The sequence below is a fragment of the Labrys sp. E2SS-1L genome (genome assembly GCF_057073705.1).
Genome location: NZ_CP172712.1, coordinates 711,006 through 729,455, shown reverse-complemented (window position 1 = coordinate 729,455; position 18,450 = coordinate 711,006). Strand labels below are relative to the sequence as shown.

Annotated in this window: 17 protein-coding genes; 12 read left to right on the top strand and 5 right to left on the bottom strand. The window is 65.4% G+C overall.

All coding sequences use genetic code 11. The features are described from left to right. Positions 1-128: 128 nt before the first annotated feature. The 3 genes from ACIGJE_RS03350 to pyk all read left to right on the top strand — a co-directional run bounded on the left by ACIGJE_RS03350 (position 129) and on the right by pyk (position 3,796). On the top strand, positions 129-1,043 hold the full coding sequence (locus tag ACIGJE_RS03350) for a DMT family transporter (RefSeq protein WP_367623472.1): 915 nt from the start codon (positions 129-131) through the stop codon (positions 1,041-1,043). A gap of 115 nt (positions 1,044-1,158) precedes the next feature. After that, positions 1,159-1,971, top strand: coding sequence for a DUF1036 domain-containing protein (locus ACIGJE_RS03345; protein ID WP_415081992.1), 813 nt, complete (start codon positions 1,159-1,161; stop codon positions 1,969-1,971). 388 nt (positions 1,972-2,359) lie between these two features. Continuing rightward, entirely contained in the window at positions 2,360-3,796 is a 1,437-nt protein-coding gene (gene pyk, locus ACIGJE_RS03340) for a pyruvate kinase (RefSeq protein WP_311933998.1), read from the top strand. Between the two features lie 196 nt (positions 3,797-3,992). Here the strand turns inward: pyk and ACIGJE_RS03335 are convergent, their stop codons facing one another. From ACIGJE_RS03335 to ykgO, 3 genes are all read right to left on the bottom strand, one after another. Next, positions 3,993-4,985, bottom strand: coding sequence for an alpha/beta fold hydrolase (locus tag ACIGJE_RS03335; protein WP_415081995.1), 993 nt, complete (start codon positions 4,983-4,985; stop codon positions 3,993-3,995). Positions 4,986-5,140: 155 nt separating this feature from the next. After that, on the bottom strand, positions 5,141-5,698 hold the full coding sequence (locus ACIGJE_RS03330) for a tetratricopeptide repeat protein (protein WP_367623470.1): 558 nt from the start codon (positions 5,696-5,698) through the stop codon (positions 5,141-5,143). 103 nt (positions 5,699-5,801) lie between these two features. Further along, positions 5,802-5,927, bottom strand: a complete 126-nt coding sequence (ykgO, locus tag ACIGJE_RS03325) for a type B 50S ribosomal protein L36 (protein WP_068283257.1) — start codon at positions 5,925-5,927, stop codon at positions 5,802-5,804. A 199-nt stretch (positions 5,928-6,126) separates the two neighbouring features. On the opposite strand from ykgO, the gene ACIGJE_RS03320 reads away from it, so the two are divergent. The 4 genes from ACIGJE_RS03320 to ACIGJE_RS03305 all read left to right on the top strand — a co-directional run bounded on the left by ACIGJE_RS03320 (position 6,127) and on the right by ACIGJE_RS03305 (position 10,514). Then, complete coding sequence (locus ACIGJE_RS03320; RefSeq protein WP_311933994.1) at positions 6,127-6,759, top strand: glutathione S-transferase family protein; 633 nt, start codon at positions 6,127-6,129, stop codon at positions 6,757-6,759. Positions 6,760-6,919: 160 nt separating this feature from the next. After that, positions 6,920-8,098 carry a cell division protein ZapE gene (zapE, locus tag ACIGJE_RS03315; protein ID WP_311934234.1) on the top strand — a complete coding sequence of 393 codons (1,179 nt, stop codon included), beginning with the start codon at positions 6,920-6,922 and terminating at the stop codon, positions 8,096-8,098. Positions 8,099-8,117: 19 nt separating this feature from the next. After that, a complete protein-coding gene (locus ACIGJE_RS03310; protein ID WP_311933993.1) occupies positions 8,118-8,720 on the top strand; it encodes a TetR/AcrR family transcriptional regulator in 603 nt (200 codons plus the stop codon). Positions 8,721-8,813: 93 nt separating this feature from the next. After that, the gene (locus ACIGJE_RS03305; protein ID WP_483679323.1) at positions 8,814-10,514 is read left to right on the top strand and encodes a bifunctional diguanylate cyclase/phosphodiesterase; all 1,701 of its coding nucleotides are present in this window, start codon (positions 8,814-8,816) and stop codon (positions 10,512-10,514) included. 44 nt (positions 10,515-10,558) lie between these two features. Here the strand turns inward: ACIGJE_RS03305 and phaR are convergent, their stop codons facing one another. Further along, positions 10,559-11,167: a polyhydroxyalkanoate synthesis repressor PhaR gene (gene phaR, locus ACIGJE_RS03300; protein WP_394310840.1), complete on the bottom strand. Its 609-nt coding sequence runs from the start codon at positions 11,165-11,167 to the stop codon at positions 10,559-10,561. Between the two features lie 445 nt (positions 11,168-11,612). Between phaR and ACIGJE_RS03295 the strand changes: the two genes are divergently transcribed. The 4 genes from ACIGJE_RS03295 to ACIGJE_RS03280 all read left to right on the top strand — a co-directional run bounded on the left by ACIGJE_RS03295 (position 11,613) and on the right by ACIGJE_RS03280 (position 15,610). Beyond that, a complete protein-coding gene (locus tag ACIGJE_RS03295; RefSeq protein WP_068283243.1) occupies positions 11,613-12,785 on the top strand; it encodes an acetyl-CoA C-acetyltransferase in 1,173 nt (390 codons plus the stop codon). 349 nt (positions 12,786-13,134) lie between these two features. Beyond that, positions 13,135-13,860, top strand: coding sequence for an acetoacetyl-CoA reductase (gene phbB / locus ACIGJE_RS03290; protein ID WP_311933990.1), 726 nt, complete (start codon positions 13,135-13,137; stop codon positions 13,858-13,860). 156 nt (positions 13,861-14,016) lie between these two features. Further along, positions 14,017-14,928, top strand: coding sequence for a polyprenyl synthetase family protein (locus ACIGJE_RS03285; RefSeq protein WP_311933989.1), 912 nt, complete (start codon positions 14,017-14,019; stop codon positions 14,926-14,928). Between the two features lie 22 nt (positions 14,929-14,950). Beyond that, positions 14,951-15,610 (top strand): DUF1345 domain-containing protein, encoded by a 660-nt coding sequence (locus ACIGJE_RS03280; RefSeq protein WP_311933988.1) that lies wholly within the window; start codon positions 14,951-14,953, stop codon positions 15,608-15,610. Between the two features lie 136 nt (positions 15,611-15,746). Here ACIGJE_RS03280 and ACIGJE_RS03275 read toward each other — a convergent pair whose 3' ends face one another. Then, positions 15,747-16,745: a GlxA family transcriptional regulator gene (locus ACIGJE_RS03275; RefSeq protein ID WP_082979449.1), complete on the bottom strand. Its 999-nt coding sequence runs from the start codon at positions 16,743-16,745 to the stop codon at positions 15,747-15,749. Positions 16,746-17,195: 450 nt separating this feature from the next. Between ACIGJE_RS03275 and ACIGJE_RS03270 the strand changes: the two genes are divergently transcribed. Continuing rightward, positions 17,196-18,446 (top strand): sarcosine oxidase subunit beta family protein, encoded by a 1,251-nt coding sequence (locus ACIGJE_RS03270; RefSeq protein ID WP_483679320.1) that lies wholly within the window; start codon positions 17,196-17,198, stop codon positions 18,444-18,446. The last annotated feature ends 4 nt before the right edge of the window (positions 18,447-18,450 follow it).

Genomic DNA, 18,450 nt, shown 5'->3' with positions numbered 1-18,450 from the left:
GGATCGGATGAGGCAGCATAAAGACGAGCCTGAGCCGGCGCCACCGCCAATGCACCTTCCTCATCCGCGAATTCGAGCGGATGCGGATAAGCCGGTTCGCATGCGTGACCTGCCAGGAACCTCTTCCGATGAGCTCTGCAGTCCAATCCGCGGCCCCGGCGCGAAGCGCCTTCTGGCCTGCTTTCGCGGCGCTGATCGCCGGGGCCATGGCGATGGGCATTTCGCCGATCCTGGTGCGGCTGACGGATGTCGGGCCTTTCGCCAGCGCCTTCTACCGCGTGCTGCTGGCCCTACCGGTGCTCTATGCCTGGATGCGGATCGAGGAAAGCAAGGCCGATACGCCGGACACCGGCCCGGCCTTCTCCCTGCCTGTGATTGCCACCGGTGTGTTCTTCGCCGCCGACCTCTTCTTCTGGCACCTCGCCATCACCAATACCACGGTGGCCAATGCGACTTTCTTTGCCACCATGGCGCCCTTGTGGGTGGTGATCCTCGGCTGGCTGGTCTATCGGCGCAGGGCGAGCCGCGCCGCGATGATCGGCCTCGGCCTGTGTCTGCTGGGCGGACTGGCCCTCGTCGTCCAGTCTCTTGGTTTTGCCCCGGGCCATCTCATCGGCGACGGTTTTGCCGGGGTGACGGGACTCTTCTTCGGCGCCTATTTCCTGGCCGTGGAGAAGGCGAGGCTGCGCCACCGCGCTGCGCGGCTCACCTTCTATATGTCAGTGGTGACCGTGGTGATCCTGGCCGTGGCGGCGCTATGGGCGACCCAGAGCCTGGGTCAGCGCTTCCTGCCGGCAGGGGCCACCGGCTGGCTCGTGCTGATCGCGCTGGCCTGGGTCAGCCATGCCGGCGGGCAGGGGCTGCTGTCGGTAGCGCTCGGCTCGCTGCCGGTGGTGTTTTCCTCGCTGGTGATCTTCCTGGAGGCCGTGGCGGCGGCAGCGCTCGGCTGGCTGGTCCTGGACGAACCGGTCTCCCTGCTGCAGGCGCTCGGCGGCCTGGTCATCATCGCCGGCATCTGGGTTTCGCGCCCACGGCCGACCTGAGAACGGAGCCGAGGCAGAAATCAATGGTGGCAACCGCGGTCTACGCCTTCTTGCCGCCTTTCTTGCGTCCGAACGAAACGGTATCAAGAGGGCTCCCAAGGCCGAATCGCTCCGGATGATCTCTTCCTCTCTTCGCCTCCCGCTCGCCGCGGCCGTGACCTGCCTGGCATCCTTGTTCGCCGCCGGCCCGGCCATGGCTGATTTCCGCCTGTGCAACAACACCTCCAGCCGGGTGGGGGTTGCCGTCGGCTATCGCGACAAGCAGGGTTGGCTCACCGAGGGCTGGTGGAATGTCGCGGCGCGCAGTTGCGAGTCCATCCTGAAGGGCCCGCTGGCGGCACGGTTCTATTACGTCTATGCGGTCGATTACGACCAGGGCGGGGAATGGAGCGGCAACGCCTTCATGTGCTCGCGCGACAAGGAATTCACCATTCGCGGTTTCGAGAACTGCCTGGCGCGTGGCTATAACCGTACCGGCTTTTTCGAGATCGACACCAGCGAACAGAAGGCCTGGACGGTCCAGCTTTCCGAGCAGGCTCAGAACGGGGCGAAGCCCAAATCGAACGCTCCAGCCGACATGCCTCCCGCGCAAGGGCCTTCGGCTCCGGCCGCACCGGTACCGGCTGTCCCACCCGCCTCCGGCGCGGCGCCCGCCCCGGCCAATCCGCCGGTCGTGACCACGCCGCCGGTGGTCTCCCCCGCGGCGCCGTCGCCGATGACGCCGCAGGATGTGCCGGCTCCTGCCGCACCTGCGCAGCCCGCCGGGGAGTCGCCGAACCCGCCAGCAGTGAGCCCGCCCGCCCCGGCCAATCCGCCTCAGGACGGGGCGCCGCCGCAGCCCGGTGCCGACGGTCCTCCCCCTGCGGAAGGGACACCAACCACGCCCGCGCCCCCTCTGCCGCCCGAGCGACCACCCTCGGCACCCTAGAGCCAAGCCCGTTCAGGGTACTAATGCAGTCCATTGAAGGAGGAGCCGCTCCCAATTGTCATAGCCGGGCTTGACCCGGCTATTCAGAAGCCACACGCGCAAGGCGGAGATCCAGGCTGGATTGCCGGGTCAAGCCCGGCAATGACGAAGATCGAACAAAAACATAGACGCTTAGGTGAACCGCATTCGTTCAGGGGACGCGTCTTTGCGATTCGAGGTGATTCCGCTCGATCGCAAAACGCTAGGGGCGAATTAGCGGGCCAGCGTGGCATTTATGTCACTTAACTGGCGTGAAAATCGGACTAGAGTGCCATCTCATCCTTGCGGATGCGCTGTGTCAGCGCCACGAGATCCGCGCAAAAAACCAAGATAAGAAAGAAACAGTCGTATGCGACGCCAGCGAAAAGTAAAAATTCTCGCCACCTTGGGTCCTGCCTCGTCGTCGCGGGAGATGATCGCCCATTTGTTTCGCGCCGGTGCAGACCTGTTCCGCATCAATATGAGCCACACCTCGCATGACCGCATGCGCGAAATGGTGGGCCTGATTCGTGACGTCGAGAAGGAATGCGGCCGGCCGATCGGCATCCTGCTCGACCTTCAGGGCCCCAAGCTGCGGATCGGCGAATTCGCCGGTGGCGCCGTGCAACTGGCCAATGGGACCAGCTTTACCCTCGATTCGGACCCGACGCCTGGCGATGCCAGCCGTGTCTACCTGCCCCATCCGGAAATCCTGTCCGCCCTGCGGCCCGGCCATACCCTGCTGCTCGATGACGGCAAGGTGCGGCTGAAGACCACCGAGGCGACCGGCGACCGCGCCGTCACCGAGGTCATCGTCGGCGGCAAGATGTCGAACCGCAAGGGCGTTTCGCTGCCCGATACCGAGATCGCCGTCTCGGCGATGACGCCCAAGGATCATGCCGATCTGGAGGCCGGGCTCGGCGCCGGCGTCGACATCGTGGCCCTCTCCTTCGTGCAGCGTCCCGAGGACATCCTGGAGGCGCGCGAGATCATCCAGGGCCGCGCCCTGGTGATGTCGAAGATTGAAAAGCCCCAGGCGATCCTGCGTCTCGACGAAATCTTCGAAGCCTCCGACGCCCTGATGGTGGCGCGCGGCGACCTCGGTGTCGAACTGCCGCTCGAAAAGGTGCCCGGCCTGCAGAAGCGCATCGTGCGCGGTGCGCGCAAGCTCGGCAAGCCGGTCGTGGTGGCGACCCAGATGCTGGAATCGATGATCACCTCGCCCGTGCCGACGCGCGCCGAAGTGTCGGACGTGGCGACGGCCGTCTATGAGGGCGCCGATGCCGTGATGCTTTCGGCCGAGAGCGCTGCCGGCGAATTCCCGCGCGAGGCGGTCGCGACCATGAACCGCATCGCCGAGGAGGTCGAGCGCGACGTCCTGCACCGTACCATCATCAACGCCCAGCGCAGCGAACCCGAGCAGACCGGCGCCGACGCCATTGCAGCCGCCGCGCGCACCATCTCCGAAACGCTCGATCTCGCCGCCCTGATCGCCTGGACGGCCTCGGGTTCGACCGGCATCCGCATCGCTCGCGAACGTGCCGAGAAGCCCCTGCTGGCGCTGACGCCCAATGTCGGCACGGCGCGCCGCCTCGCTTTGGTCTGGGGTGTCCATGCCGTGCTGACCGACGATGCCCGCGACATCGGCGACATGGTCGATCGCGCCTGCCGCCATGCCTCGCAAGACGGTTTCGCGCAGACCGGCCAGCGCGTGCTGATCATGGCGGGTATTCCCTTCGGCACGCCGGGCGCGACCAATATGGTGCGTATCGCCGTGATCGGAGCGGATGGTGGCGAAGGGGCCTGATGGCTGCGTCGCGACAGTTTCATAGACAAGTTAGCCGGCAATAATATTGCCGGCTAATTTTTTGATTCAATGGCTCCAAATCTCAATGTCCTGCCGAAAGTCGCCAAAGACGGGTGATCGTTCGCCCGACCCGGCTGGGGCACGTCGGCATCTTTGTGAAGTCGCACTTCCGAGCTGTTTTTAAATAGTCAGCTAACTATTGTGCGGCTTGCCGCATCGAGTCGCGCTCGTCGGCTGCCTGGGCGACGCTGCCGATCGCCTCCAGCACCATTTGCTTGGCCGTGTAGTGGATCTGATGGCCGCCACCGGGAACCAGGACCAGACGGGACCCCTGCACCTGCCGATGCAGCGCCTCGGCATGGATGCTGGTCGACACCACATGATCGGCCGGATCGGCGACGATGGCGGTGGGGACGGTGATCTCGTGATAGCGGGAAGACTGGGCCGTCAGGCAGGCCTTGAGGACGGCGACATCCTGCCCGTTCCAGCGGAACTCGTTTGGCCGCAGTACCAGCGCGGCGCTGGCCTTGCGGACATAATCGGTCGGCGCTTCGCCCGGCCTGAAGGAGTCGTCGACCGACTTCTTCAGGCCCCAGCTGCCAACCGGGGTCATCACGGTGTGCACGAAAAGCCGCCCGAGCACCGGCAGGGCGGCGAGGCGGTAATACCAGTTGATGCCACCCGGCCAGGGATGGGTGGCTCCGGCCAGCACCACCAGGCCGGCAACCCGATCCTTGTATTCGACGGCCAGCAGCGTGGCGAGGGAGCCGGCCAGGGAATGGCCGACGACGATGAAGCGGTCCACGCTGTGCGCATCCAGGGCTGCCATCACCAGCTTGGCCTGTGCCGCGGTGGCGGCATCGCCGCGGCCGTTCGGCCGGTCGCTCCAGCCATGCCCCGGCCGGTCCACCGCGATCACGCGACGCTGGCGTGCCAGGTCCTCGCCGATGCCGAAGACGATGTCGCGGGCATTGGAGGTGGCGCCATGCAGCAGCAGCACCGGCAGCTTCTCGCTGCCATGGCCGGCACCGAGATCGATCAGGTGCAGCCGTCCGCCGGGCACGGGCGCGAACACGCCTTCGGGCGGATTTTCTGCAGCGATGCGAGCGGCGATGACAGCGGTGGCCTGGATGGCTCCGAGCACATGGGCAAGGAGGAGAATGCCGATGAAGAGCAGAAAGAGGGTCAATCGCGGCCTTTGGCGTGCTGATACCGGTAGGAAATATGCTTCTAGCCGTTTTGCAATCGGGTCGAAAGTCCCCCGGGATGGCAGGCTTGGGGCCACGGCCTTGCGGTGATGGCGCAGGAACAGGGAGGGGCGATCTCCAGCCCGCCGGCCCGGACTTAGATATCGCGCCCTTCGACCTCGGGCTTGAGCTCGTCCATCATCTTGCGGGCGCCGGCAATGTGAGGATTGATCGCCAGGGCATGTTTGAGCGCTTCATAGGCATTCTTCTTGTCGCCCAGGTCGACCAGCATCATGGCCAAGCCGTTCCAGGCGCCATATTCGCGCGGATTGCGCCGCAGCGTCTCGGCGACGTCGGCGATCGAGCGAACATAGTCCTTTTTCAGGAAATAGGCGGTGGCCCGCTTGTTCCAGGCCTCGGCGTAATCGGGCCTGAGATGGATCACGGCATTGAGGATCTTGATGGCCTTGTCGGTATTCGAGGCCTTGATCGCCGTCAGCGCCCGGTCCATCAGGAGGTCGGTGGTGTCGCTGCCCGAGCGCAGCTCCACGCGCTCGATGGCGAGCGCGATGTTGTCGGCTTCCTTTTCCGACTGGGCCTTGGCAAGGCGCTCATAGAGGCGGTCGAGCTCGGGATCGCCGGCCGGCCGGGTCTCGGCCAGGGCGATGGCAGGGGCGGCAAGCATGCCGATCAGGGCCAGAATCGCGATCCTCATGCCGGGATAGTGGCGCGAGATTGTGGCGGATTCAAAGACAAAAACCCGGCCGCATCGCTGCGGCCGGGTTCAAACGCGGCAGACCCGATAAATCGGCGCAAAATCAGCCCTGGCGGGCCTTGTAGCGCTTCTGGGTCTTGTTGATGATGTAGACGCGGCCCTTGCGGCGGACCAGCTGATTGTCGCGATGGCGCGTGCGCAGCGACTTGAGCGAATTGCGGATCTTCATGGTACTCGTGCCTCAGGTTGGAGCACGCGAGAAGACGCAAGAGCTCCCAAATTCGAAAGATGCGGGGTTCTAGCGACGAGGGGGCCGGATGTCAACACGGTCGGCGCCGCCATTATCGTGGCGGCGCGGCACATCTGCGGGCCGGGCCTTTGCCATTGCAGCTCTATTGTCTATGACTGGCCGCGACGAGGAGATCCGCATGGCCGACTACAAGCTCTACGCCTTTGGTGAATCAGGCAATTGCTACAAGGTGGCGCTGATGCTGGCCCTGACCGGCACGCCGTGGCAGCGCCTGCCGGTCGATTTCTTCAATGGCGAGACCCGCACCGACGATTTCCGCGCGGTCAACGAGATGGGCGAAGCGCCGGTGCTGCTGCATGACGGCAAGGTGCTGAGCCAGTCGGGCGTGATTCTCGACTACCTCGCGGAGCAAACCGGCCGCTTCGGCGCAGACAATGCCGACGAACGGCGCGAGATCCTGCGCTGGATGCTGTTCGACAACCACAAATTCACCAGCTACTACGCCACCCTGCGCTTCATCGTCGGCCTACAGAAGAGTGGCGAGAGTCCGGTTACCGAATTCCTGCGCGGGCGAGCCAAGTCTGCCTTTGCCATCGTCGACAAGCATCTGGCTGGCCGGGATTTCCTGGTGGCGGATCGCCTGACCATCGCCGACCTGTCCCTGGCCGGCTATGTCTTCTTCGAGGAGGAGACGGGCCTGGCGCTTTCGGCCTATCCCAACATCCTGGCCTGGCGCGCCCGCATCGCGGCCATGCCGGGCTGGAAGCCGCCCTATGAGATGGTGCCGCATGCCCCGCCGGCGCGGGTTTGATCGAAGCTTCCTGTCCTTGTCATCGCCGGGCTTGACAATGAAACCAGGTCAACTGGATGCCCGGATCGAGCCGGGGCCTGACAAAGGCCGGTGTCTCTTTCGCCATAAGTCAGATAGTTAAGGCCACCGAGCGCCCAAATAGAAACCGACGATACGGGACATTTCCTTGCACGCACCCGCCCCGACTTCCCTGCTCGACCGCTACCTTGCCCTCGTCGCCGCCGGCGGACTTGAACGCGACGCAGCCCAGGAGGTTGTCCTCGCCCGCCTGCAGACCGTCCTGGATGGATTGGGTGAGATGTCAGCGACAGGCAAGCCCGGCGCCTTCGGCTGGCTGTTCGGGCGGGCCAAACCCAAGCCGGTGCCGAAAGGCCTCTATATCTGGGGCGAGGTCGGGCGTGGCAAGACCATGCTGATGGACCTGTTTCACGAAGCGGTCCCGGCCGGGATCAGCCATCGCCGCGTGCATTTCAACGCCTTCATGAACGACGTGCATGAGCGCATCTTCCACTATCGCAGCGAGATCCGCGCCGGGCGGGTCAAGGGCGACGATCCGATCGGCCCGGTGGCTGAGGTGCTAGCCAGGGAAGCCAGGCTTCTGTGCTTCGACGAATTTTCCGTCACCGACATTGCCGATGCCATGATCCTCGGGCGCCTCTTCACGCAGCTGTTCGCGCATGGCGTGGTGGTGGTCGCTACCTCCAATGTGGTGCCCGACCGGCTCTATGAGGACGGCCTGAACCGCGCCCTCTTCCTGCCCTTCATCGGCCTGCTGCAGCAGCATATGGAGGTGGTGAAGCTGGAGGCGCGCACGGATTATCGCCTCGAGAAGCTTTCGGGCGGGGAGACCTATCTGGTCGGCAGCGGGCCGCAGGTCCGCGCCGGGATGGATGCAGCCTTCGAGCGCCTTACGGGTAGGAAAGAGGGCCTGCCGCTGGTGCTGACCGTCAAGGGCCGTGCCCTGAAGGTGCCGCAGGCCGCCATGGGCGTCGCCCGTTTCTCCTTCGCCGAACTCTGCGGCCAGCCCCTGGGCTCGGCCGACTATCTCGCCCTTGCCGAGCATTTCCACACGTTGCTGATCGACGACATCCCGGTGCTCAAGCAGGAGCAGCGCAACGAAGCCAAGCGTTTCATCCTGGTCATCGACTGCCTCTATGATCGCGGTGCCAAGCTGGTCGCCTCCGCGGCGACGGAGCCAACCGGGATCTATCCCTATCAGGAGGGACGCGAGGGCTTCGAATTCCAGCGCACCATTTCGCGCCTGATCGAAATGCGTTCGGAGGCTTATCTCGCCCAGCCGCATCGGGCGCCGCCCAAGACGTCCTTGGTGGATGGCTGAGCCCGCGGGGAGGTAGGAGATGGGCGGCAAGAGCGAACCGACCGGCGCGCGGCTTTTGGACATTGCCACCGATCACGTGCGCAAGCACGGGCTGGAGCGCACGTCCGTGGTGGCGGTCGCCCGCGAGGCCCAGGTCAGCCATGCCGCGGTCTATCGCTATTTCGCCTCCAAGGACGCGCTGATCGATGCCGTCACCGCCGACTGGCACAAGGCGGTGGAGACCCAGCTCGCCGTGGTCGCCGACGCGCCCGACCCGGCCGACGACAAGCTCGAGCGCATGATGCTGCTGCTGGCGCGCCTCTATCGCGAGCGCCTCGACCAGGAGCCCAATCTCTATGCCGCCTGGCTGTCGGCGATCGGCGAGAACCGTGCGGTGGTGCGCAAGCATCGCCGCCGCATCCGCAGCCTGATCGAACGCGTCGTCGACGAAGGGCGATCCATCGAACTCTTCCGGGCGCGCTCGAACGAGAGGCTGATCGCCTTTCTTGGCGATGCCCTGCACCGCTTCATCGACCCGGCGGCCATCGCAGCGGATCGGGATGCCAACCGCCTCGAACTCGACCAGCGCCTTGCCCGCCTGCTGCGCGTGGTGATCCGCGCCATGGTGGCCGGCAGCGTGTAATTCTGGGGCCGTCTTTCCGAGCTATTAATCATTCCACGGCATTGTTCTTGCTTCCCCTTTCACGCCCAATGCAGCGGGCGCAGGACGCGAAGCATGTATGATAGTGCCGTGCCGGCCTCCGGCACCTGTGTCGACCAGCCGATCCTCGATCCCGGCACCCTTCTCGGTGCCCTCGGCCAGGCCAGCTACGAATGGTGCCTGGAGACCGACCGTCTCGCCTGGGGAGCCGGAGCGTCCACCGTGCTCGGCGTGCGGGCCGCAGCCGACATCGCTAACGGCAGGGCCTTTGCCCGCCTGATCGATCTCGACCGGCCCGGCGGCCGGCACGAGGCCATCCTGCAGAGCCCGCATGGGGGAACGACGGAGGGCGCACCCTATTGCCTGCGCTACAGCTACCGCCCGCATGCGGCTGGCCGGAAGCGCTGGATCGAGGATCGCGGACGCTGGTTCGCCGGGCCGGACGGGCGCCCCGTGGTTGCGCGCGGCATGGTGCGTGTCGTGGCCGAATGCCCGGAAGACGAGACGGCGACGTCGGCCCACACGGTGATCGGCATTCATGATCGTGTTTTCGCCGCCGCCCTGGCCGACGCCTGCGCGGCGGGACGGCAGGCCGGGCTGTTCCTGGCCACCATCGACCAGCTCGGCGCCCTTCATGGTGCCTTCGGCGCCGTGGTGGCGGACCGCGTCTGCGCCCAGGTGATGCGCGGATTGCGCGGCGTGCTGCGCATCGGTGACAGCCTCACCAGCATTGCGGACGGCAAGTTCGCCGTGATGCTGCCCGGCTGCCGGGCCGAGGACATCAGGGCAGCGGCGGAACGCTTCCAGCTCGCGATCGACCGCGTCATCGTGGAGGCAGAGGCCGGCATGATCCGGCCCACGATCTCGATCGGCGCCGTTCACATCGCGCCCTCTGCGGAGACTGCGGGGACGGCCCTGCACGCCGCGCAGCAGGCCCTCGACCGCTGCGAGCGCGAAACGCCGGGCGGCATCGCGATCTTCGCGGAAGGCGATCACCAGGCCGCATCGGCAAATGCGGCGCAGCGCCTGGCGCTGGCGCTCAACGAAGACCGCGTCTTCCTCGGTTTCGAGCCGGTGCTGGCGGCTCAGGCGGCGGGCCGCCAGGCTTTCCGGGCCCGCGCCTTCATCCGTATGCCCGGCAATGGCGCAACATCGGCTTCTGCCACGCTGCAGCCGGCGTCCCTGCAACCGGCTTGGCTGACCCCGGCCTGCGACCGCGCCCTCGTCCGCCGGCTCGCCCTGCGGCTGGTGGACCTGGCCGGCGTGGTGCTCGACCGCCATCCCGGTGTCGAGCTGATCCTGCCCCTGCCGGTCGTCGTCGATCCGCGCCGGGGCCCGGGCGACAGTTTCGAGCGCTTGACCATCGAGCTCGACGAGGCGCTGGCCAAGGCCGATCTCGACAATAATGGCCGCTACTGCCGCGCAATCCGCGCCTCCGGCGCCCGGCTCGGCATTGGCGGCTTCGGCGGAGGCCATCTCGACTTCGCCGAACTCCAGGCTCTCGAAGTCCGCCAGGTGACGCTCAACGGCGTGCTGGTCGAAATGGCCGACCAGGTTGCGCAGGGCCGTTTCGCGCTGCGCAGCCTGATCGAGACCGGTGCACGACAAGGTCTCGACATGGCGGCCGAATGGGTGGATGACGAGATCATTGCCCGCCAGCTGGTGACCTGGGGCTGCAGCCGTGTGATGGGGACGGCGGCGGGCTCGCTTCGGCTGGAACTGCCGCGGCTGCGCGATGCCGGCCGCCAGGCCCCGATGGCGCTGACCGGAACTTGAGAGGCAACCTGCCTTCTCCCCTTGCGGGAGAAGGCGAGCGGCGCTCATTTTTTATCGTCGCTGATGCGATCGAGGCGCGACTTCATCTCCGCCAGCTCCTTCTTGAGCGTGTCGAGGTCGTCGCTGCTCTTGGAAGTTGCGGTTGCGGCCGGTTCCTTCACATCCTCGCTGTCGGGCTGGGTGAAAGGCGAGAACAGGCGGAAGGCGCGCTGGAAAGCGGCCATATTGTTGCGGGCCTGCTCCTCGAGCGCACCGAAACCGCCATTGACCCAGGGCGCCTGGCCCCAGCCGCTGGTAAGATGCTGAGTCATCTGCTCGCGCAGCTTCTGCTGATCCCGCGTGAGATTGTCGATGGAGAATTCGAGGAAGCTCGGCACCAGTGCCTGCATGCTGTCGCCGTAGAAGCGGATCAACTGGCGCAGGAAAGTGATCGGCAGCAGGTTCTGGCCCTTGTTCTCCTGCTCGAAGATGATCTGGGTGAGCACCTGGCGGGTGATGTCCTCGTTGGTCTTGGCATCGTGGACCACGAAGTCTTCGCCGGCCTTGACCATGGCGCCGAGATCTTCGAGCGTGACATAGGTCGAGGTACCCGTGTTGTAGAGGCGCCGGTTGGCGTATTTCTTGATCGTGGTCGGCTCTTTAGCTTTCGCCATCCTACTGCCCCTTACGCTCGTCCCTGCCCTGCAGAATTTCCGAACGAGCTCGCCTGCACAAGCCTGGAAATTCCGAACCATCCCGGGTCGCCGCGGCGGCTTCCCGTCCGACGACGGTACCCCGTTCCGGAATCGCTCTTCCGGAAGGATGATCACCCCCACGGTCTGACAAATCTAGGCTCTTTTCGCGGTCGCGAAAACATCTTTGTGCAAGCGCGGTAAACTCACCTGGCGCATTGACGGCGGCGCGCCAAGCGTCCCATATGCCCAGGCAGATGGTGGTTGAGCGGGCGTGTGATCGGCTCGACCGCAATCTGAAGGACTTGGAGGATTCGCAGACTTTCCCTGCTTCATCCCTGCGAGGATGAAGCAGGGAAAGTCTGCTTCTGAAAGAGTTGGTCCGCCGGGCCGTCGCAGAACGGAACACTAGAGGAGTGAAATTGCCATGAGTGATGTCGTCATCGTCAGCGCCGCGCGCACGCCGGTCGGCTCCTTCAACGGCGCCTTCGCAGCAACGCCGGCCCACACGCTCGGTGCGGCAGCCGTCAAGGAAGCGCTGGCTCGCGCCAAGGTAGAGGCCGGCGAGGTCGACGAGGTCATCCTCGGCCAGGTCTTGAGCGCTGGCGGCGGCCAGAATCCGGCCCGCCAGGCAGCGATGGCGGCCGGTGTGCCCCAGGAAAAGACCGCCTTCGGCCTCAACCAGCTCTGCGGCTCGGGCCTGCGCGCCGTCGGCCTCGGCCTGCAACAGATCGCCAATGGCGATGCCTCCGTCATCGTGGCCGGCGGTCAGGAATCGATGTCGCTCGCCCCGCATGTCGCGCATCTGCGCGCTGGCGCCAAGATGGGTGATGTGAAGTTCCTGGATTCCATGCTCAAGGACGGCCTGATCGATGCCTTCCAGGGCTATCACATGGGCACGACCGCGGAGAACATCGCGGCTCGCTGGCAGCTCACCCGCGAGGAGCAGGACGCCTTCGCCGTCGCCTCGCAGAACAAGGCAGAGGCCGCCCAGAAGGCAGGTCGCTTCAAGGACGAGATCGTCGCGATCACCGTGCCCGGCCGCAAGGGCGACGTCATCGTGGATGCCGACGAATATCCTCGCCATGGCGCTACGCTCGACGGCATGGCCAAGCTGCGCCCGGCGTTCAGCAAGGACGGCACGGTGACCGCCGGCAATGCCTCCGGCATCAATGACGGCGCGGCCGCCGTGGTGCTGATGAGCGCCAAGGATGCCGAGAAGCGCGGCCTCACTCCGCTTGCCCGCATCGCCTCCTGGGCCACCGCCGGCGTCGATCCCGCCATCATGGGCACAGGGCCGATCCCGGCTTCGCGCAAGGCGCTGGAAAAGGCGGGCTGGAGCGTCAAGGACCTCGACCTGGTCGAGGCCAACGAGGCCTTTGCGGCGCAGGCCCTCGCCGTCAACAAGGACATGGGCTGGGATCCGTCCATCGTCAACGTCAATGGCGGCGCCATCGCCATCGGCCATCCGATCGGTGCCTCCGGCGCCCGCGTGCTGGTGACGTTGCTGCATGAGCTCGCCCGCCGCGGCGGCAAGAAGGGCATTGCCACGCTGTGCATCGGCGGCGGCATGGGCATCGCCTTGACCGTCGAGCGCTGATCGGCTCACGGCGATGCGCAAGCGTCTCGCGGCCTGGTGAATGCCAGGCACCGCGGGAGGCTTGTGGAAGGGCGGTTCCTCCATCGGAGGAACAGGGGACGTCCTCTGTCTCGGCCCTTTCCGCACAGGGGAGGGAGGGCACGTATCGGACCGGTCCTCAGGGGCGAATACCGGTTCGTGACTTCCTGGAGCACAACGCGTTCACGACTGAACGCTCATTTGCTCCAGCTCTTTGTTTCCTGGCCGATCCAACGGATTGGCCAGGGCGTCTTTGCGCTTCCGGGTCACTCCCTCAAATCGCAAAACGCTGTAGTCCAATGAAGAACACCATCGTTACCAAGGAGGCACCATGACCAGAGTTGCAATCGTCACCGGCGGAACGCGCGGCATCGGCGCAGCCATCTCCAAGGCGCTCAAGGCGGCCGGCCACACGGTTGCCGCCAGCTATGCCGGTAATGACGAGGCAGCGGCCAAGTTCAAGGCCGAAACAGGCATTGCAACCTATAAATGGGACGTCGGCGATTTCGATGCCTGTGCCGCCGGGGTGGCGCAGGTGGAAAAGGATCTCGGCCCCGTCGACATCCTGGTCAACAATGCCGGCATCACCCGTGACGGCTTCTTTCACAAGATGAGCAAGGACCAATGGTCCGCCGTCATCCGCACCAATCTCGACAGCCTGTTCAACATGACCCGCCCGGTCATCGAGGGCATGCGCAACCGCGGTTTCGGCCGCGTGATCGTGATCTCCTCGATCAACGGCCAGAAGGGACAGGCCGGACAGGTCAATTATTCCGCCGCCAAGGCAGGCGATATCGGCTTCGTCAAGGCTCTGGCCCTGGAAGGGGCGGCCAAGGGCATCACGGCCAATGTGATCGCTCCCGGCTATATCGGCACGGAGATGGTGCAGGCGATCGACCCCAAGGTGCTGGAAACCCGTATCCTGCCGCTGATCCCGACCGGCCGCCTGGGCCAGCCCGAGGAAATCGCTCGCGCCGTGGTGTTCCTGAGCTCCGACGATTCGGGCTATATCACCGGCTCGACGCTGAGCATCAATGGCGGGCAGTATCTGGCCTGAGCCGCGCTGCCCAGCCCGTCAGCGGGAGTTGAGACGATCGATGGAACACGGCGGCCCGTTCCGCGTTCCATCATCGCAGCCGGCATAGGCTGCTTCCCGACAATCTTGCGTCATCCTCTCCCGGCCCCGGGAGAGGAAAGTTTTTATGAGCAGTTCATGACCGTCGATTTCCATCACCGCCTCGCTTCCGTCGCCAGTGAGATCGAAGATGTGCTGGTGACGATCTTCGATGTCGCCACCACGCCCCCGGTGCCGGCGCGGCTGCTGGGCGCGATGCGCTATGCGGTGTTGGGCGGCGGCAAGCGGCTGCGCCCCTTCCTGGTGGTCGAGGCGGCGCGGCTCCTCAAGGGCGATCTGACCACGGCCCTGCGCGCCGGTGCGGCGATCGAACTGGTGCACGTCTACAGCCTCGCCCATGACGATCTGCCGGCGATGGATGACGATGAATTGCGGCGCGGCAAGCCGACGCTGCATCTGGCCTATGACGAGGCCACCGCCATCCTGGCGGGCGATGCCCTGCAGACCCTGGCCTTCGAGACCCTGGCGGATGCCGCCACCGGCACCGATGCAGCCATGCGAGCCGAATTGGTCCGCCTGCTGGCCAAGGCCGCCGGCGGCGCGGGCATGGCCGGCGGCCAGATGCTGGACTTGGAAGCGGAAGGGCGTTTCGAGGGAGCATCCGAGCTCTCGGCGCAGGCTATCGCCCAGCTCCAGGCGATGAAAACGGGCGCGATCCTGTCGTGCGCGGTGGAGATGGGTGCCGTAATCGGGCGCGCCGATGCGCCCACCTATCAAACCCTGCTGTCCTATGGACGCGCTCTGGGCGCCGCTTTCCAGATCGCCGACGACATTCTCGACATCGAGGCCTCCAGCGCTGAACTCGGCAAGGCCACCGGCAAGGATGCCGGCCGCGGCAAGGCGACCTTGGTCGGCCTATGGGGCGTGGAGAAGGCGCGGGCCGAGCTCGAGCGTCTTACCGGTGATGCCCTCGCCGCCCTTTCCGGTTTTGGTGCCGAGGCGGACGTTCTGCGCGCTGCCGCCCGCTTCACCGCGGACAGACGCAAATGAGACCTCAAGCAAGGCTTCCGGGGTGAGGCATTTCCTGCGTCCGCTGACCGCCAGGCCGGTCCTGCTCTGGAGCCTCGTCGCCGGCATGGCGCTCGGTCTCGTGATCCCGGGCCTGCCCTGGCTCGAACGCCTGCTGGCCGGGTGGTGCCTGACCATCGTATTCTTCGTCGTCATCGTCAGCTACAGCCTGTCGCGCCTGCCGCCGGGGCGCTTCGCCCATAAGGCCGATTCCCTCGACGAAGGGGCGGTGACCATCCTGGTCCTGTCGATGCTGGCCGCGGCCCTCAGCTTTGCCGGGGTGATCGTCGAGCTTCAGGCGACCAAGGACCAAGCCGGCGGCGACAGCCTGTCCCTGCCGTTGATGGTGGCGACCATCGTCTGTTCCTGGTTCTTCATCCACACCATCTTCGCCATCCACTATGCCCATATCTACTATAATGACGGCGGTCGCCCGGGTAAGCCGAGCCTGGATTTCGGTGGTGATCCCGAGCCGCCGGATTATTGGGATTTCGTCTATTTCTCAGTGGCGATCGGCGCTTCTTCGGCGACATCCGACACCAATCTGCGCTCACGGCTGATGCGCCGCATCGTCGCCGCGCATGCGGTGTTCTCGTTCTTCTTCAACGCCACCATCCTGGCCCTGGCGATCAACATCGCCGCCGGGCTGCTGGGCGGGAATTGACGGGATCGGCAGGCAGCCGCATGCCAGGAACGGTCGGTTGCCGCCAATGCTGTGGGCAGCAGTCGACACAGCAACCGGCATTGCAGCGGTGGCCGCAAGGCCGGAGAGACCGACCATCTGGCTGTGAAGCCGCGGCTCAGGCGATGGCTGTCGCCACGTTGCGCTCGACCCGCATGCCCTTGCGTTCCTCGGACGGCGTGCGGTCGAAATGCTCCGAATAGCATTTGGAGAAATGCGAGGCCGAGACGAAGCCGCAGGCCAGGCCCACCGATAGGATCGGCATCGAGGTCTGGCGCAGCAGCTGGCGGGCGCGGTTGAGGCGCATTTCGAGGTAGTAGCGGGTCGGCGTGGTGTCGAGGTAGCGCTGGAACAGCCGCTCGAGCTGGCGCGGCGACAGGCGCACCGTGCGGGCGAGCTGGGCGCAGGAGACCGGGCGTTCGAGGCGCTTGTCCATCTCGCCGATCACGGCGAGGAGCTTGGGATGGGAGACGCCGAGGCGCGCGCGCAGTTCCATGCGCTGGCGCTCATGGGAATCGCGCATGCGGTGGTGGATGAGTTCGTCGGTGACGAGAGCGGCGATCACCGCGCCCTTCTTGGCCGTGATCAGCGCCAGCATCATGTCGATCGAGGCGGTGCCACCGGCGCAGGTGAAGCGGTTGCGGTCGATCTCGAACAGTTCCTGCGTGGCGTCGATCTCGGGGAATTCCTCGCGGAAGCTGTCGTAGTTTTCCCAGTGGATGGCGCAGCGATGGCCGTCGAGCAGGCCGGCCCGGGCCAGGATATAGGTGCCTGTGCACACCGCACCGATCGAGACGCCGTAGAAGGCGAGCTTGCGCAGTTTGGCGATCAGCGGGCCGTGATCGTATTTCTGCACGTCCATGCCGGAACACACGATGATCTCCGGCATCGGCCCGACATCGCCATAGGAACCGTCGACCGCCAATGCCACGCCGTTCGAGGCCTCGATCGGCTGGCCGTCCGGCGAATAGAGCCGCCAGGCGAAGGCCTTTGCGCCGGTGACGTAGTTCGTCAGGCGCAGAACCTCCACGGCCGCCGCGAAGGCGATCATCGAGAAATTCGGGGTGAGCAGAAAGCCGACGGTATGCGTGGCGCCGATATCCGGCCGGATATTCATACGCGATTCTCCCTAGAACCTCCGCCGGGGGGCCGGCGGTACGAAGCGTGACGGAGGCGGGAAAGCGCACCGGATGGGGCGCTTGCCCTCGTGATGGCATCGGGCATCTGTGCGCCCATTATGGTCAAAAGCGACGGTTGCGGGGCGGTTTGTACCGCATTGTCCGAAACGACGAGGCAGGACGATATTGCGACATTTTTTGAAGAATTCTGATGTGGGCCCGACCATATGTCGCGTTTAATGTCGCAATTTGACAAATGTGAGATATTGGGATGCGACCCAATGGTCAAATACTATCCCAAATGCGTCCTATTGAGGACTTAGCGAACAGGGCCTTTTGTGCAATTTCTTCCAATGCGACAAAAGGCGCGTCGCTTCCGTGCTAGACTGGTCATCGGCGGGATGATGATAGTCGCGCCATTCAAGACTCCATCCAACGGGCGGCAACACGTGCGGTTTTCTGTCTTTTCCCTGGCGCGCAACGCGCTGCGTGGTCATCAGGACTGGCCCGAGCAATGGCGCTCGCCCGAACCGAAGGCCAGCTACGACGCCATCATCATCGGCGCCGGCGGGCATGGCCTCGCCACTGCCTATTACATGGCCGCCGAGCACGGCATGACCAACATCGCCGTGCTCGAAAGGGGCTGGCTGGGTGGCGGCAACACCGGCCGCAACACCACCATCATCCGCTCCAACTATCTGTGGGAGGAGAGCGGCAAGCTCTACGACCACGCGATGAAGCTGTGGCAGAACCTGTCCCAGGTGCTGAACTACAACGTGATGTATTCGGCCCGCGGCGTGATGATGCTGGCGCACAATGTGCACGACATCCAGGTCTTCAAGCGCCATATCCATGCCAACCGCCTGGCGGGCATCGACAATGAATGGCTGACGCCGGAAGAGGCGAAGGAATTCTGCCCGATCCTCAACATCTCCAAGGACATCCGCTACCCGATCATGGGCGCCGCCCTGCAGCGGCGCGGCGGTGTCGCCCGCCACGACGCGGTGGCCTGGGGCTATGCCCGCGCTGCCGACGCTCTGGGCGTCGACATCATCCAGAACTGCGAGGTCACCGGCATCTTGCGCGATCCCTCCGGCGCCATCGCCGGGGTGGAGACCTCCAGGGGTACGATCCGCACCAAGAAGCTCGGCGTGGTCGCCGCCGGCCACACCTCGGTGGTGATGGACATGGCCGGCGTGCGCATGCCGCTGGAAAGCTATCCGCTGCAGGCGCTGGTGTCCGAACCGCTCAAGCCGATCATGCCCTGCGTGGTGATGTCCAACACCGTGCACGCCTATATGTCGCAATCGGACAAGGGCGACCTCGTCATCGGGGCCGGCACCGACCAGTATGTCTCCTATTCGCAGACGGGCGGCCTGCACATCGCGGCCCACACGCTCGATGCGATCTGCGAACTCTTCCCGGTGGTGCGCCGTACCCGCATGATGCGCAACTGGGGCGGCATCGTCGACGTCACGCCCGACCGCTCGCCCATCCTCTCCAAGACCCCGGTATCAGGGCTGTTCGTCAATTGCGGCTGGGGCACGGGCGGCTTCAAGGCGACGCCGGGCTCGGGCCACGTCTTCGCCCACACGGTGGCGACGGGCGAACCCCATCCGATCGCCGCTCCCTTCACCCTCGATCGCTTCCGCACCGGACGCCTGATCGACGAAGCGGCCGCTGCCGCCGTCGCGCACTGAGGAC